General features: G+C 67.0%; 10 protein-coding genes. 5 read left to right on the forward strand and 5 right to left on the reverse strand.

Annotated features, from left to right (window positions below):
• The first annotated feature begins 8 nt into the window (after positions 1 to 8).
• The 3 genes from phoU to phoR are packed head-to-tail and all read left to right on the forward strand — an operon-like array spanning position 9 to position 2,805.
• Positions 9 to 710, forward strand: coding sequence for a phosphate signaling complex protein PhoU (phoU, locus tag FVQ98_RS05880; protein ID WP_147912488.1), 702 nt, complete (start codon positions 9 to 11; stop codon positions 708 to 710).
• On the forward strand, positions 707 to 1,432 hold the full coding sequence (gene phoB, locus FVQ98_RS05885) for a phosphate regulon transcriptional regulator PhoB (RefSeq protein WP_147912489.1): 726 nt from the start codon (positions 707 to 709) through the stop codon (positions 1,430 to 1,432). The genes phoU and phoB overlap by 4 nt, the downstream gene beginning before the upstream one ends.
• Positions 1,433 to 1,473: 41 nt before the next feature.
• Entirely contained in the window at positions 1,474 to 2,805 is a 1,332-nt protein-coding gene (phoR, locus tag FVQ98_RS05890) for a phosphate regulon sensor histidine kinase PhoR (protein WP_370512924.1), read from the forward strand.
• Here phoR and FVQ98_RS05895 read toward each other — a convergent pair.
• From FVQ98_RS05895 to trxA, 5 genes are all read right to left on the reverse strand, one after another.
• Entirely contained in the window at positions 2,789 to 4,135 is a 1,347-nt protein-coding gene (locus FVQ98_RS05895; protein ID WP_147912543.1) for an MATE family efflux transporter, read from the reverse strand. The genes phoR and FVQ98_RS05895 overlap by 17 nt on opposite strands.
• A 94-nt stretch (positions 4,136 to 4,229) precedes the next feature.
• The gene (locus tag FVQ98_RS05900) at positions 4,230 to 5,936 is read right to left on the reverse strand and encodes a hypothetical protein (RefSeq protein WP_147912491.1); all 1,707 of its coding nucleotides are present in this window, start codon (positions 5,934 to 5,936) and stop codon (positions 4,230 to 4,232) included.
• A 119-nt stretch (positions 5,937 to 6,055) separates the two neighbouring features.
• Entirely contained in the window at positions 6,056 to 6,307 is a 252-nt protein-coding gene (locus tag FVQ98_RS05905) for a type B 50S ribosomal protein L31 (protein WP_147912492.1), read from the reverse strand.
• 169 nt (positions 6,308 to 6,476) lie between these two features.
• Complete coding sequence (rho, locus tag FVQ98_RS05910) at positions 6,477 to 7,742, reverse strand: transcription termination factor Rho (protein ID WP_147912493.1); 1,266 nt, start codon at positions 7,740 to 7,742, stop codon at positions 6,477 to 6,479.
• Between the two features lie 259 nt (positions 7,743 to 8,001).
• The gene (gene trxA / locus FVQ98_RS05915) at positions 8,002 to 8,334 is read right to left on the reverse strand and encodes a thioredoxin TrxA (RefSeq protein ID WP_147912494.1); all 333 of its coding nucleotides are present in this window, start codon (positions 8,332 to 8,334) and stop codon (positions 8,002 to 8,004) included.
• Between the two features lie 101 nt (positions 8,335 to 8,435).
• Between trxA and FVQ98_RS05920 the strand changes: the two genes are divergently transcribed.
• Positions 8,436 to 10,970 (forward strand): PD-(D/E)XK nuclease family protein, encoded by a 2,535-nt coding sequence (locus FVQ98_RS05920; protein WP_147912495.1) that lies wholly within the window; start codon positions 8,436 to 8,438, stop codon positions 10,968 to 10,970.
• Entirely contained in the window at positions 10,967 to 14,320 is a 3,354-nt protein-coding gene (locus tag FVQ98_RS05925) for a UvrD-helicase domain-containing protein (protein ID WP_147912496.1), read from the forward strand. The genes FVQ98_RS05920 and FVQ98_RS05925 overlap by 4 nt, the downstream gene beginning before the upstream one ends.
• Positions 14,321 to 14,431 lie beyond the last annotated feature (111 nt).

Below are 14,431 nucleotides of genomic sequence, written 5' to 3' on the forward strand. Positions count from 1 at the left end.
CAGCGTCCATGCAGGACAAACACCTTTCAACGCAGTTCGACAACGAACTCAACCAGGTGTCCGCCCACGTCCTGGAGCTGGGCGGCATGGTGGAGATGCAGATTCGTCAGGCCATGTATGCCTTGTCGGAGTTCAGCGAGGAAGTAGCCGACCAGGTTGAGGAAACCGAGCAGCGGGTCAACGCCCTGGAGTTGGAGATCGACCGGGAGCTGTCTTCGATCATCGCGCGGCGTCAGCCGACCGCGATTGACCTGCGCCTGCTGCTGGCGATTTCGAAGACCAACGCCAATCTCGAGCGGGTGGGCGACGAGGCCGCCAAGATTGCGCGCATGGTCAAGCGCATCGTTGATTCGGGTAAGGCGCGTGTCCTGCCTTCCGGCGAGCTGCGCATTGCTGCCGATCTGGCCGCCAACCAGTTGCGCCGAGCGCTTGATGCGTTTGCGCGGCTGAGCGCCGAGGATGCGGTAGCGATCATCAAGGGCGATGCAGCGCTCGACCGCGAGTTCGACGGTTTCGTGCGCAAGCTGATCACCTACATGATGGAAGATCCCCGCACCATCTCGGCCAGCCTGGATCTGCTCACTCTCGCGAAGGCGATCGAGCGCATCGGCGACCACGCCACGAACATCGCAGAATTCATCATCTACATCGTCATGGGCGCGGATGTGCGCCACGGCACGATGGAAGAACTGGAGTTGTTGGCCCGATGAGAACCATGCCGAGGGTACTGATCGTCGAAGACGAACCGCCGATCGCCGAACTGATTGCCGTCAACCTGCGCCACAATGGTTTCCAGCCAACCTGGGCCATGGACAGCGAGACGGCGCAGCGCGAACTGGACGATCAGCTGCCCGACGTCATCCTGCTTGATTGGATGCTGCCGGGGGAAAGCGGTTTGGCCCTGGCCAAGAAGTGGCGCAAGGATGCACGCACCAAGTCGGTGCCGATCCTGATGCTGACGGCACGCGGCGATGAGTCCGACCGCGTGGCCGGGCTGGATGCAGGCGCTGACGACTACATCATCAAGCCGTTTTCGACCAAGGAGATGCTCGCCCGGATCCGTGCGGTGCTGCGCCGTCGCTCACCGGAGATGGCTGGTGGTGTCGTGGCGATCGGTTTGCTGGTGTTGGATGCGGCGACCCACCGTGTGACGTTCGACGGGCAGCCGCTCAAGATGGGGCCGACCGAGTTCAAGCTGCTCCACTACTTCATGCAGAACTCCGAGCGCGTTCACAGCCGAGGTCAATTGCTCGACAAGGTGTGGGGCGACCACGTGTTCATTGAGGAACGCACGGTGGACGTGCACGTCAAGCGCCTGCGCGAAGCGCTCGGTACGGCTGGCGTGCTGATCGAGACGGTGCGCGGCGCCGGCTACCGCCTTACCGCGCAGCCGTTGGCCCAGTCCGCTGCAGCGACTCCTGTGTCGTCCTGATTCTTTCGCCAGGGTCACGGTCGGGGATTCGCATGGCCCATATGGCGTTGGTGCTGCTGCTGCAATTGATGGCGGGCTTGGCAGGGTGGTGGTGGCAATCCTGGCCGGGTGCAGTCGCAGGCGTTGCACTGGCCGGCCTGGCAGCGGCGGCTTTGCAACTTCTGCGCGGTCGGCGCTTTCTGAAGTGGATTCGCGAACCAGCCTCCGGCGCGCCGCGCACCCTTCACGGGCAGTGGGGTGACGCGGCCTACCGAACGGCGCGAGCGCTGCGGATGGAGCAGGATGCTGCCTGCGCCAGCGAAGAGCGCCTGCACGCGTTTCTTTCAGCCATCCAGGCGTCTCCCAATGGCGTCGTGGTGCTGGCGCCGGACGGGCGCATCGAATGGTTCAACGACATGGCGTCGGCGCATTTTGGCTTTGTCCCGCAGCGCGACCTGCTCCAGCACATCGGGAATCTCGTGCGCGATCCGGCGTTCACCGCATATTTCAACAGCGGCGCCTTCAAACGCGATGTGCGCATTGCCGGGCGCGAGGATTCACCGGCGCGTCCGGTACGGCTGTCGGTCCAGATACATCCTTACGGCGACAACCACAAGCTGCTGCTGTCGCGCGACATCACGGCACTGTCGCAGGCCGAAGCCATGCGGCGAGACTTCGTGGCCAATGTGTCGCACGAGATCCGCACACCGCTGACCGTGCTCGCCGGGTTCGTCGAAACGCTGCAATCGCTCAATTTGTCAGACGCCGAGCGCGAACACTATCTCGCACTGATGGCGACCCAGGCGGATCGAATGCAGACGCTCGTGAAAGACCTGTTGATGCTTTCACGCCTGGAGGGCAGCCCGCTGCCCGACAGCCAGGAATCGATCGACCTGGGGGCCTTGATGGCCGAGTGCGAAGCCGAAGCGCGCGGCCTGTCCGAACTGCTCCATGCCGACGACGCAGGTCAGTCGTTGCAGTTTGATCCGGCGCCGCCTTTCCGACTCTCGGGTTCGGCGAGTGAGCTGCGCAGCGCTGTGTCGAACCTGATCAACAACGCGGTGCGCTATACGCCGGCAGGCGGCTCGATCCATGTGCGCTGGGAGCGCACGCCCGCAGGCCATGTGCGGCTCGCGGTGACGGACACCGGCGCCGGCATTGCGCCTCAGCATTTGGCGCGTATCGGAGAGCGCTTCTACCGGGTGGACCGCAGCCGCTCGCGAGAGTCGGGAGGCACTGGCCTTGGTCTGGCCATCGCCAAGCATGTGGCGCAGCGCCATGGCGGTGAGCTTCAGGCGGTCAGCGAATTGGGCAAGGGATCGACCTTCAGCCTCGTGTTTCCGGACGCGCGGGTGCGACCGTTGCCGGGCGCGGCGATCACCCCTGCAGCGTAGCGCGACGCGTGGCAATGGCCAGGATTGCGGTCAGCAGCAGCGCCACCGCGCCCAGCGCGACCGAACTCGTGATCCAGAACGCGCGCGCCTGGAACAGTGCGGGCCACGGACCGATGCCTTCATAAGCCAGCCAGTAACCCCCGCTCAGACCAAGGCCCCACAACAGCACTCCGTAGACCAGCAGAGGCGTCATGGTGATACGGTAGCTGCGCAACAGAAACAGCGCCACTGCTTGCAGCGCGTCGCCCAGGTGGTAGAGCGCCACCCAGGGCAACAGCGCCACGACCGCCGCCAGAACGACAGGTTCAGAAACATACAGCCGCGCCACCAGCGGTGCCGAGAAAGCCAACAGGGCTGAGAAACCCGCCGCGATCACACCGGCTGCGGCCAGTCCGAGCCAAGCTGTTTGGCCCGCTCGCCCGATCTCGTTGGCGCCCAGCCAGTAGCTGGTGCGGGCGCTGGCGGCGATGCCCAGTGCCAAAGGCGTCATGTAGAGCACCGCGGCGACGTTGGAGGCGACCTGATGGCTGGCCGACGCCGTGGTTCCCAGGCGTGCGATGAACAGCGCCATCAGCGCGAACGAGGTCACTTCCACCATCACGGCCAGTCCGGCAGGCACACCCAGTCGCAGAAAGGCGCCAATCTGCCGCCAATCGGGCGGCTCCATCCGGCGCCACAGCGCATAAGGGGTATAGAGGCGCTGCGTGCGCAGCAGCCAGGCGGCCACCCCCAGCAGGGCGAAGTTGACTACCAGCGTGGCCCACGCGCAGCCGACGGCACCCTGCGGGCTCAAGCCCCAGCCGCCGAAGGCGAACCAGACTGACAAGGGCACCTTGAGCAGCAGCGATCCGACCTGCAGCACGGACACCAGCCGCGGGTGACCCAGGCTCTGGTTGAGTGTGCTGAACAGGCGAAACAGCAGGGCTGGCGGCAGCGCCCAGGCCAGTACCGCGAGGTAGCGGCGCACTTCCAGCTGGAGCGACGCGGGCACGTCGGTGGCATTCAGCAGCGGCCCAGGCGCCAGCAGCACCGCCATGCCGAGCACAATGGTCAGGCAGCAGACGTAGAGTGCCTGCCGCACCGAAGGGCCGACGTCGGCCGCGCGGCGCGCGCCGTGTAGTTCTGCCCAGACCGGCAGCAGGGCCTGCAAGATGCCCATCAGACCCACGTACACGCTGATGTACACCGCGGTGCCCACCGACAGCGCCGCCAGCGCTGCTTCGGAGTAGCGCGCCGCCACCACGGTGTCGGTAACGCCAAACGCCATCACCGCCAGCTGCCCTGCCAACACTACCCCGGCGTGGCGCGCGATGTGTTTCAGCTCGTCCAGATGGCGGTGAAGACGGGAATGGACCAGGGAAATCAAGGGAAAACGGGCGTATGCCCTACAACCATCTGCGCTGGCAGCTATGAAAAAAGGAGTATCAAGGTGCTGCAGAGCGCCGCATCACCAACAGCGTTTCGTTGTCGTCCGTGGGGCGGCGCACGCGATCGACCAATTGCCATACGCTGGACTCGATGACGGTCGGCAGGTCGGCCTGGGCATCGACGTCCACCAGCAGCCAGGGGCACGAGGTCGCCCCGTTGATTGGCACGGTTGTCCAGCCGCCATGGAAACGCACCCCAACGACCTGCGGTATGGACAGACCATAAACCTCGACGCAAGGTGTATCACCGATGATGCGGCGGACATCCCGGATCTGGGGCGCGAAGCTGCGCCCGTAGTCCAGTGCCGGCAGCCAGAGCGTCATGAGCAGCAGCCAGCACAGTGTGGCGCCCGCCGCGGGCAGCACCAGGCTCTTCCATAAGGCCGTGCGGTGGCGCCCGGTGCGCCAGCGCGCCAGCGCCGCCCAGGCGACGGTGCCGACCAGTGCGGCGACGAAAGCTGGCCACTGGAAGACTGGCTCGAAACCCGGGGCCAGCTTGGCGACATTGGCGGCCGGCTTGGCCGGCACGCCGGTCTGCATGGCCACCCAGACCACCCAGATGATGATCGCCCAGCCGGTGAAAAAAAGCAGGGTGAACCAGTCGATCAGCGCCGACATGCTGCGCCGGAAGGTGGGCAGCGCGAATGCGGCCAAGGCTGCCAGCGCGGGCAGTGCCAGCAACAGGGCGCGGTCGCCGGCCGTGGTGGCCAGCGCGGACGTGACCGGCACGCTGGCCAGCAGCAGCGGCAAGCCCAGGTGGCGGTACACACGCAAGTCCAGCAACTGGCGCCGCCACCGCCACAACGTCCACACCACCAACGGCCAGACCGGCCAGGTGAACCACAGGAACAGGTTGGCCACGGCGCGCCAGTCGTCCCAGCGGGTGCGCAGCGGGGCAATGCGCCAGCGCCAGAGGTCCAAAGTGCTGCTGAGCACCAGCGTGACCGCCAGTGCGAGCACCAGCACCCAGACCAATCGGCGCCGAACGCGCGGCTCGGTCAGGGTCAGCCCGGGCGTCAGAAGGGCCAGCAGGACGATGCTGCCGTAGAACACAGAAGTTGCCGGCGCACCCGACAGGGCCAGGCCTGGCAGGCCGACCAACAGGGCGAGCGTGGCGCGGTTGGGGCGGTAATAGGCGGCCGCAAACCCGAAGAACACCAGCACGCCGAAAAACAGCTGCGCCAGCGCTGGCGTGGTTTCATGGGAGAACTGGGCCAGGCCCAGCGTCGCGACCAGGGCGAGCAGGCTGCCATCCGCAAGCGCCCGGGCGTAGTCGGTCGGTTCGGCCTCGCCGCCAAAGGCAAACGCCACCGGCTGAGCGCTGGGCTGGCGCGCCAGATAGTAGACCGCATACCAGGTGCCGGCCAGCGTCATCGCCAGCATGGCCACGAAGGGCAGGCGCACCGCCAGTTCGGAAGGCACCCAACTCGGCGCCAATTGGATCGCCCAGGCGCCCAGCCAGTAGGGCAGCAGGGCGCCAGCATCGGCCGGCTGCCCCATCAGTGTGGGCTTCAGCCAGAAAGCGAGATCACTGGATTTGGCGAGCTCCAGCATGTAGCCGAACGCGGCGATGTCCGCGTTCTTCCAGGGCTCGCGACCGATGTAGCCGGGCACCACGTAGGCCAGGCACAGCAACAGCAGCGCCCAGCGAGGAAGGCGTCGAACGGCGTCCTGGGCGACGATGGCGGGGTTCGGCTGGTTCAAGCGTGACGTCAGTGGGCGCGCGACACACAGGTCGCCGCCAAGCCGTATCGGATAAGAAAAAGGGCAGCGCGGTTGCCCGTGCTGCCCTGACCAGGCGGGAAATCTGGCGCCGCTGGATTTTAGCGGGCCACCTTGCCGTAGCGGTTGCGGAACTTCTCGACGCGACCACCCATGTTGTCCACCGACTTCTGCGTGCCGGTGTAGAAAGGGTGCGATTCGCTCGAGGTATCCAGCTTGTACAGCGGATAGTCCTTGCCCTCGAAGGTCTCGGTTTCCTTGGTGTTGACGCACGAACGCGTCACGAACTTGAAGCCGTTCGACAGGTCAACGAACAGCACTTCGCGGTAATTGGGGTGAATGCCTTCACGCATGATGAATTCCTTGGGGTCGCTGCGGGAGCCGTGCCGGACCATCCAGCGTACTTTCCGCGAAACCGGCAATTATAAAAGAACTGGTTGGAACAAGGCAATCTGCACCGAAATTGCCTCGAAGGAGGCCGATTCCGGTGCAGCGAGAGTTCTGCGAGCGGAACGAGGTGCTTCAGCCGCCCCGGCGCATCATGTCGAAGAACTCGACGTTCGTCTTGGTGGCCTTCATGGATTTCAGCACCATTTCCATCGCCTCAATCTCGTCCATGTTGTACATGAACTGGCGCAGGATTCGGGTCTTTTGCAGCACCTCGGGTGCCAGCAGCAGTTCTTCACGACGGGTGCCGCTGCGGTTGAGCTGGATTGAGGGGAACACACGCTTTTCGTACAGGCGGCGGTCCAGATGGATCTCACTGTTGCCGGTGCCCTTGAACTCCTCGAAGATCACCTCGTCCATGCGGCTGCCGGTGTCGATCAAGGCAGTCGCGATGATGGTCAGGCTGCCGCCTTCTTCCACATTGCGGGCGGCACCCAGGAATCGCTTCGGGCGGTGCAGGGCGTTCGCATCCACGCCGCCGGTCAGCACCTTTCCGGAAGAAGGAACGACGTTATTGTAGGCCCGCGCCAAGCGGGTGATCGAGTCGAGCAGGATCACCACGTCCTTTTTCAGCTCGACCAGGCGCTTGGCCCGCTCTATCACCATTTCGGCCACGTGCACGTGGCGAGCGGCTGGCTCGTCGAAGGTCGACGCGATCACTTCGGCCTTGACCGAGCGTTGCATGTCGGTCACTTCTTCGGGGCGCTCGTCGACCAGCAGAACCATCATGTGGCTGTCGGGGTAATTGGCCGCGATGGCGTGGGCGATGGTCTGCATCATCACCGTCTTGCCACTCTTGGGCGGGGCCACGATCAGCGCGCGCTGGCCTTTGCCGATCGGCGCGATCACGTCGATCACGCGGCCAGTGATGTTTTCCTCGCCCTTGAAGTTGTCGCGTTCAAGCTTCATTTGCTCGCGCGGGAACAGTGGCGTCAGGTTTTCGAACATCACCTTGTGCTTGTTCTGTTCCGGCGGGCCGCCGTTCACGGCGTCCAGCTTGGTCAGCGCAAAGTAGCGTTCGCCATCCTTGGGAATGCGCACCTCGCCCTCGATCATGTCGCCGGTGTGCAGGTTGAAGCGGCGCACCTGGCTCGGGCTGATGTAGATGTCGTCGGTGCTGGCCGTGAAGCTCGTGTCTGGGCTGCGCAGAAAGCCGAAGCCATCGGGCAGGATTTCCAGCACGCCGTCGGCAAAGACCTGTTCGCCGGCCTTGGCGCGCTTCTTGATGATGGCGAACATCAGCTCCTGCTTGCGCATGCGGCCGGCGTTGTCGATCTCCAGCGTCTCGGCCTGCTTGAGCAGTTCGGAGACGTGCAGCGCTTTCAGTTCATTCAGATGCATGGAGGGTGTCCTGCGGTGGTGCAAGCGGAGGATCGGCGCAAGGGGCCAATCAACAGGCTATCGAAAATCAAATCTGGGGGAGTTGGGCAGACCCGGAGCGGGTCTGGAAGCTCGCATCCTGTGTGCCAGGGCGCGAGGCAAGCGCTCAACTGCGCGCTCGCCTTGGAGAGGAATTATGACAGGAAAAATGCCGGCACCATGATTGCCGGACGCACGCCGCCAAGCTCAGAACATGGCCGGCAGCGTGCGAGCTTTCAGATCAGGCCAGTTGCTGGTCGATGAATTGGGCGAGTTGCGCCTTGGTCATGGCGCCGACCTTGGTAGCGGCCAGTTGGCCATCCTTGAACACCATCAGCGTCGGGATGCCGCGGATCCCAAACTTGGCCGGCACACTGCGGTTCTCATCCACGTTGATCTTGGCGATCTGCAGCTTGCCGTCGTAGGTCTTGGCCAACTCGTCCAGCGTCGGCGCAATCGCCTTGCAGGGGCCGCACCACTCGGCCCAGAAGTCCACCAGCACCGGCTTGGAAGACTGCAGGACATCGGTTTCGAACGAGCTGTCGCTCACGTGTTTGATCAAATCGCTGGCCATGGGCAAATCCTAGGAATGATCGGTCTGGTTGACCGGATAAAGTGCTTTCATTGTGACAGAAACCCCTTGTTCAAGCCCTCGGCGCCCGCGCCAGCATTGCTATGACGGACATAGCTGAATTCGATGATCCGGCCGGCGGCAACGCTGTCCGGGCGACCTGGACCCGCCTGCTCACGGACATTGCTGTCCAGCTGCGCGAACTCGGAGCCCATCCCGCGCGTACGGTGGTGCTGCTGCCCTACGCGCAGTTGATGCCGCTGGCCACGCGCCTGTGGGCCGAGCAGTTTGCGAGCGGCTTTGTGCCGCGCTTCGAGACCACGCGCAACTGGGCTTCGCGGGTTGGCACCTTTCAACCAGGGCCGAGCGACCTGAGCTTCGACCGTGGCCGCGACCTGCTCGCCGCCGGTTCGCTGCTGGACGGGGCGGGCCTGGGCGCGCAGCGCGGCCTGCTGGCGGGCCCGCTGGTTGAGCTGGCCTCGCAACTCGGTCAGATGGCGGCCAGCGTGCCGGCGGCGATGCGGCCGGACTGGGCTGACCATGCGCGTCAGGCCTTGCCGCCGATGGGTGATGGGCCGTTGGCGCTGGAAGCGGCGCTGGGGCGCATTGCCGTGGCCTGGGCGGCCAACTCCGACTACGCCACCGATGTGCTGTTCACCCAGCGGGTGGCGAACGAACTGGATGCGCTGTTCATCGTGGAAGGGCTGCAGGCCGACCCGCTGACCACCAGTTTGGCGCAGCATTATTTTGAGCAGACCGTGGTTCTGCAGCCGCAGATCGGCGCGGCGAATGGCACGGTGGCACTGCACACCTGCGCCGACGGTGAAGACGAGGCCGAGCGCGCCGCCGCCTGCGTGCTCCAGCACCTCGCGGCCGGCCGGGTGCCGGTGGCGCTGAGCGCGGGCGACCGCGTGCTCACCCGGCGCATTACGGCGCTGCTGGCGGCACGCGGTGTTCCGTTGCGCGACGAAACGGGCTGGAAGCTCTCCACCACCCACGCTGCCGCGCAACTGCATGCGCTGTTGCAGGCCTGCGCGCCCATGGCCAGCACCGACGCGGTGCTCGACGCGCTCAAACTGGCCCCGGCATTCGATGCCGGCGCCGTCCGGCGTCTGGAGCAAGCACTGCGCCGACAGCCCGTGCGCAGCTGGATGGAGGCCAGCGTCACCGCTTCGAGCTCGCAGGACCTGGTAGCGCAGGTTGAAGCCTGGCGTGCGCCCATGGATGGGCGGCAGACGCTCGGCCACTGGTTGACGCAGGTGCGCAGCCTGTTGCAAGCCGCAGGCGTGTGGCCAGCACTGGCGGGCGATTCCGCCGGAGCCGCCCTCATCGATGCGCTGGGTTTGGGTGATGCGGCGCTGAACGCCTGGCAACAATGGCCCGCCGCTCAGCGCCGTGTGGGCCTGGCGGAGTTCACGCGCTGGGCGTCCGACACGCTCGAAGCCGCCAGCTTCCGCCCACCGGTCGTGCCGAACGCACCGGTCGTTGTTCTCCCGATGAGCCAGCTGCTGGGGCGGCCGTTTGCCGCACTGGTGGTGCCCGGCGCGGATGAACGGCGCCTGCCCGCCATGCCTGAGCCGCCTGGCCCCTGGAGCGCCGCGCAGCGCGTCGCCTTGCATCTGCCGTCGCGTGAACAGCTGCGCGATGCGCAGGCCGCCGCTTGGCGCCTCGTCTTGCGTGTACCGCAGGTCGACATCCTGTGGCGCACCAGCGACGACAGCGGCGAACACCTTTCGCCTTCACCCCTGGTGCAGGCCTTGCAAATGGGCCTGACCGCCGCCACGCCCCCGCAGCCTGGCACCGACCCGCGCCCGACCCGCACACTGACCGCCACGCCCCAGCTGCGCCCAGCGCCCAGCGGCGCCGCGCTGCCGCCCAAGCCCTTGTCGGCCAGCAGCTACGAAATGCTGCGCGCCTGCCCGTACCGCTTCTTCGCACTGCACCAGCTCGGCTTGCGCGCCGAAGGTGAGCTGGACGTCGACATCGACAAGCGCGACTGGGGCAACTGGGTCCACGCCGTGCTGCGCCACTTTCATGAAGCGCTGCAGGCCGACCCCGCTGCCGACCGCCTGACGCTGATGGAAGCCGCCGCCGCGCAGGCCATGCGCGATCTGGGTTTGGGGCTGGACGAGGGCGAATTCATGCCCTTCAGCGTGGCCTGGCCGGGTCTGCGCGACGCTTACCTGCAATGGTTCAGCGACTACCAGCGGACCGGCATGGCGTTCGAATCCGCCGAAACCGCACTGCGCGCCGAGCCAGCGGGCTTGGCCCTGTTCGGCCGCCTGGACCGCGTCGACCGCCAGCCCGACGGCGCGCCCATGCTGATCGACTACAAGACCGAGCGCGCCGAGCGCAGCAAAGACCGCGTCGCCGCCGGCAACGAAGACACGCAGCTGCCCTTCTACGCGCTGCTGTCCGGCGCCGCCGCGCCGCGCGCCGCCTACCTCAACCTGGCCGAGCGCGAAGCGCCCAAGCTGTACGAACTGAAGAACCTGCCCGCCCTGGCCCACCAGCTGTTGGGCGGCATGCGCGACGACATGGCGCGCATCGCCGCCGGCGCGCCGCTGCCCGCTCTGGGCGAAGGCTCGGTGTGTGACTGGTGCGACGCCCGCGGCCTGTGCCGAAAGGACATGTGGTGAGCAACCCCGCCTACGAACACAACGGCGCGCCCTGCACGCGCGAAGCCTTTTACGCCATCGCCTGCGACCCGCGGCGCAGCGTGGCGGTGGAAGCCTGCGCCGGCGCCGGCAAGACCTGGATGCTGGTGTCGCGCATCCTGCGCGCGCTGCTGGAAGGGGCCGAGCCGCAAGAGATCCTGGCCATCACCTTCACCAAAAAGGCGGCGGGCGAAATGCGCGAGCGCCTGCAGCAGTGGCTGAGCGACTTCGCCCGCCCGCGCCCGGCCGACGCTGACAAAGGCAGCCCGGCTGAAACCGAAGCCGCGTGGCACCAGCGCCTGGTCAATGAGCTGATCATGCGTGGAATCGACCTGCAGCCCGCCACGGATAAGCGCGAGCAGCTACAAAATTTGTATAAAGCGCTGCTGGCTTACGGCCGCACGGTGCAAATCCGCACCTTCCACAGCTGGTTCGCCGCCTTGCTGCGCAGCGCGCCTTTGCAGGTGCTGCAAGACCTGGGCCTGCCCTCGGCCTACGAGCTGCTGGAAGACGACCAGGACGCCGTCGCCGAAGTCTGGCGCCGCTACCTCGGCCAGGTCGCGCGCGACGAAAGCCTGCGCGCCGACTACGCCGCGCTGGTACAGGCGCTGGGCCGCTCCCGCACGCACGCCGCGCTGGAATCGGCGCTGGCCCGCCGCGTCGAATTTGCGCTGGCCGACGAAGTCGGTTGCGTGGACAGTGCCGTGCCCGCGTTCGATGCGGTGTACCCGCGCCTGGCCGGCGTCGCCGCGCCGTCCGACTGGCTGCTGGTGCGCGAGCCCGGTCGCGCTCTGCTGACGGCCGCCGCCGACGCGCTGGCGCCCGGCGCCCGCACCTATGCCGAAGCCGGCGCGAAGCTGCGCCAGGCACTGGCCGACCAAAACTGGCCCGGCGTGCAAGACGCGCTGCTGACCAAGGGGGGCGAGCCGCGCCGCTTCAGCGACAAGCTGGCCGCCATCGCCGACGTGCGCGCCGCGCAGGAAGAGCTGCTGGCGCTCTTGAAAGCCGAGCACCAGCAAACCGCGCGCGACCACCACCTGCGCATGGCGCGCCTCACGCGGCCGATGATCGCGGCGCTCAGCCAGCTCAAGCGCGAACGCGGCTGGGTCGACATGAGCGACGTCGAACGCGCCGCGCTCACCCTGCTGTCCGACCCCTTCCTCAGCGGTTGGGTGCAAGAGCGCCTGGACGCGCGCGTGCGCCACCTGCTGATCGACGAGTTTCAGGACACCAACCCGCTGCAATGGCAGGCGCTGCACGCCTGGCTGGAAAGCTATGTCGGCGCCGGTGGCGGCCAAACACCGCCCAGCGTCTTCATCGTGGGCGACCCCAAGCAAAGCATTTACCGCTTCCGCCGTGCCGACCCGCGCGTGTTTACGGCCGCGCAAGACTTCGTCGTGCACGCGCTGGGCGGCGACCGCCTGGCTTGCGACCACACGCACCGCAACGCCACGCGCGTGCTCGGCAGCGTCAACGACGTCATGCTGGCCGCGCAAACCGCGGGCGAATTCAGCGGCTACCGCGCCCACACCACGCAGTCGGCCGTCACCGGCGCGGTCGACGCGCTGCCGCTGATCCCGCGCCCGCCCAAGGCCGCGCGCGGCGGCGACGATGGCGGTGAAGACCAAGGCCCAGCCTGGCGCGACAGCCTCAGCACCCCGCGCGTCGCGCTGGAAGAAAAGCTCGGCATGCTGGAAGCGCGCCAGGCCGCGCGCTGGATCGCCGCGCGCGTGGCCAATGGGCGTGCGCCCAAAGACATCATGGTGCTGGCGCGCAAACGCCGGCCGCTGGGCCTGCTGCAGACCGAGCTGCGCCAGCTTGGCATCGCGTGTGAACAGCCCGAACAGCAGGTGCTGGGCGAGCTGGCGCCGGTTAAAGATGTGCTGGCCCTGGTCGACGCGCTGGTCTCGCCCGGTAACGACCTGGCGCTGGCACAGGCGCTGAAGTCGCCACTGTTCGGCCTGGACGACGTCGCGCTGACCCAGATCGCGCTGGCCGTGCAGGCCGAACGCTCCGCCGCGCCCGACCAGGCTGCTCCCGCCTGGCTGGATGCGCTACCAAAAGTGAAGCTGCCCGCGCAGTACGCTGTAGGGCTGCACGCCGATTTGATGATTTATCAGGCTTGGCTGCTCAGCCTGCCGCCGCACGACGCGCTGCAGGCCATCTACAGCCACCGCGACGCGCTGGCGCGCTTTGCCGCCGCCGCGCCGCCGGCCGAGCGCGACCACACCGTCGCCCAGCTGCGCGCCTTATTGGGCGCCGCGCTGCAAGTGCAGGGCGGCCGCTTCTTGACTGCCTACCAATGGGTGCGCGCGCTGCGCCGCCAACGCTTGATGGCGCCGCGCCACGCCGCGCCCGAAGCGGTACAACTGCTCACCGTGCACGGCGCCAAGGGGCTGGAGGCCGAAGAAGTGCTGCTGGTCGACAGCGCCGCGGGCCTCGCCAACCGCGGCGAGCCCGGCGCGCTGATCGACTGGCCCGGCGACGCCGCCGCGCCCACCCAGTTCGTCTTCCTGGCCAACACCAACGCCCCGCCGCCCAGCGCCGCCGATCTGGCGGGCGAAGAAGCCGCCGCCCAGGCGCGCGAAGAGCTGAACGCGCTGTACGTCGCCATGACCCGCGCGCGCCAGCGCCTGGTGCTGTCCGGCGTCACCCCGCACCACGTCCCCGCCAGCAGCTGGTGGCAGCGCATCGAGCCCCTGGCCGACACGTTGGACGCGCCCGACTCGGCCCCCGCCGCCACGCCCGACCCAGCGTCGTCGCCCAACCGGTTTTGCATGCTGGATCTGCCGCCGGCCTTACAACCAATTGCGCGGACAGCTCCTGAAAACGTAGCACATGGCGTTGCGACAGACGCCACGCCCGTCACCGAAAAGACCGACGCATCCCGCCTCGGCGAAGCCATGCACTGGTTGCTGGAAAACGCCGCCGACGGCCCTGGTGGCTGGCGCGCCGAAAGGCTGACGCAAGCACTGACCCGCTTCGCCCTCAGCGCCGACCAGGCCGCCCGCGCCGACGCCCTGGCCCGCCGCATCTACACCGGCGCCGGCGCCTGGGCCTGGTCCCCCGACCACGTGCTGGAAGCCTTCAACGAGGTCGAACTGACCCACCAAGGCGAGCGCCTGCGCATCGACCGCCTCGTCCGCCGCCGCGCCACCGACGACGAACCCGAAGCCTGGTGGGTGCTGGACTACAAAAGCGCGGCCCATCCCGAGCGCGACGCCACCCTGCAAGCCCAACTCAGCCGCTACCGCGCGGCCGTGGAACAGCTGTACCCAGGGCAGGTTGTGCGCGTGGCGTTTTTGAGTGGTGAGGGGAGGGTGGTGGGGTGAGGGGAGGGTGGTGGGGTGAGGGTGACGATCACAGAAGCACAGTCTGTATTGCCGTTCTATTCGATGACCGCTTCAGGTTTGGTGCGTTGAATCAGCCTTGAAGGCGACCTC

Source organism: Ottowia flava (assembly GCF_008017535.1).
In the GTDB taxonomy this organism is placed as follows: domain Bacteria; phylum Pseudomonadota; class Gammaproteobacteria; order Burkholderiales; family Burkholderiaceae_C; genus Ottowia; species Ottowia flava.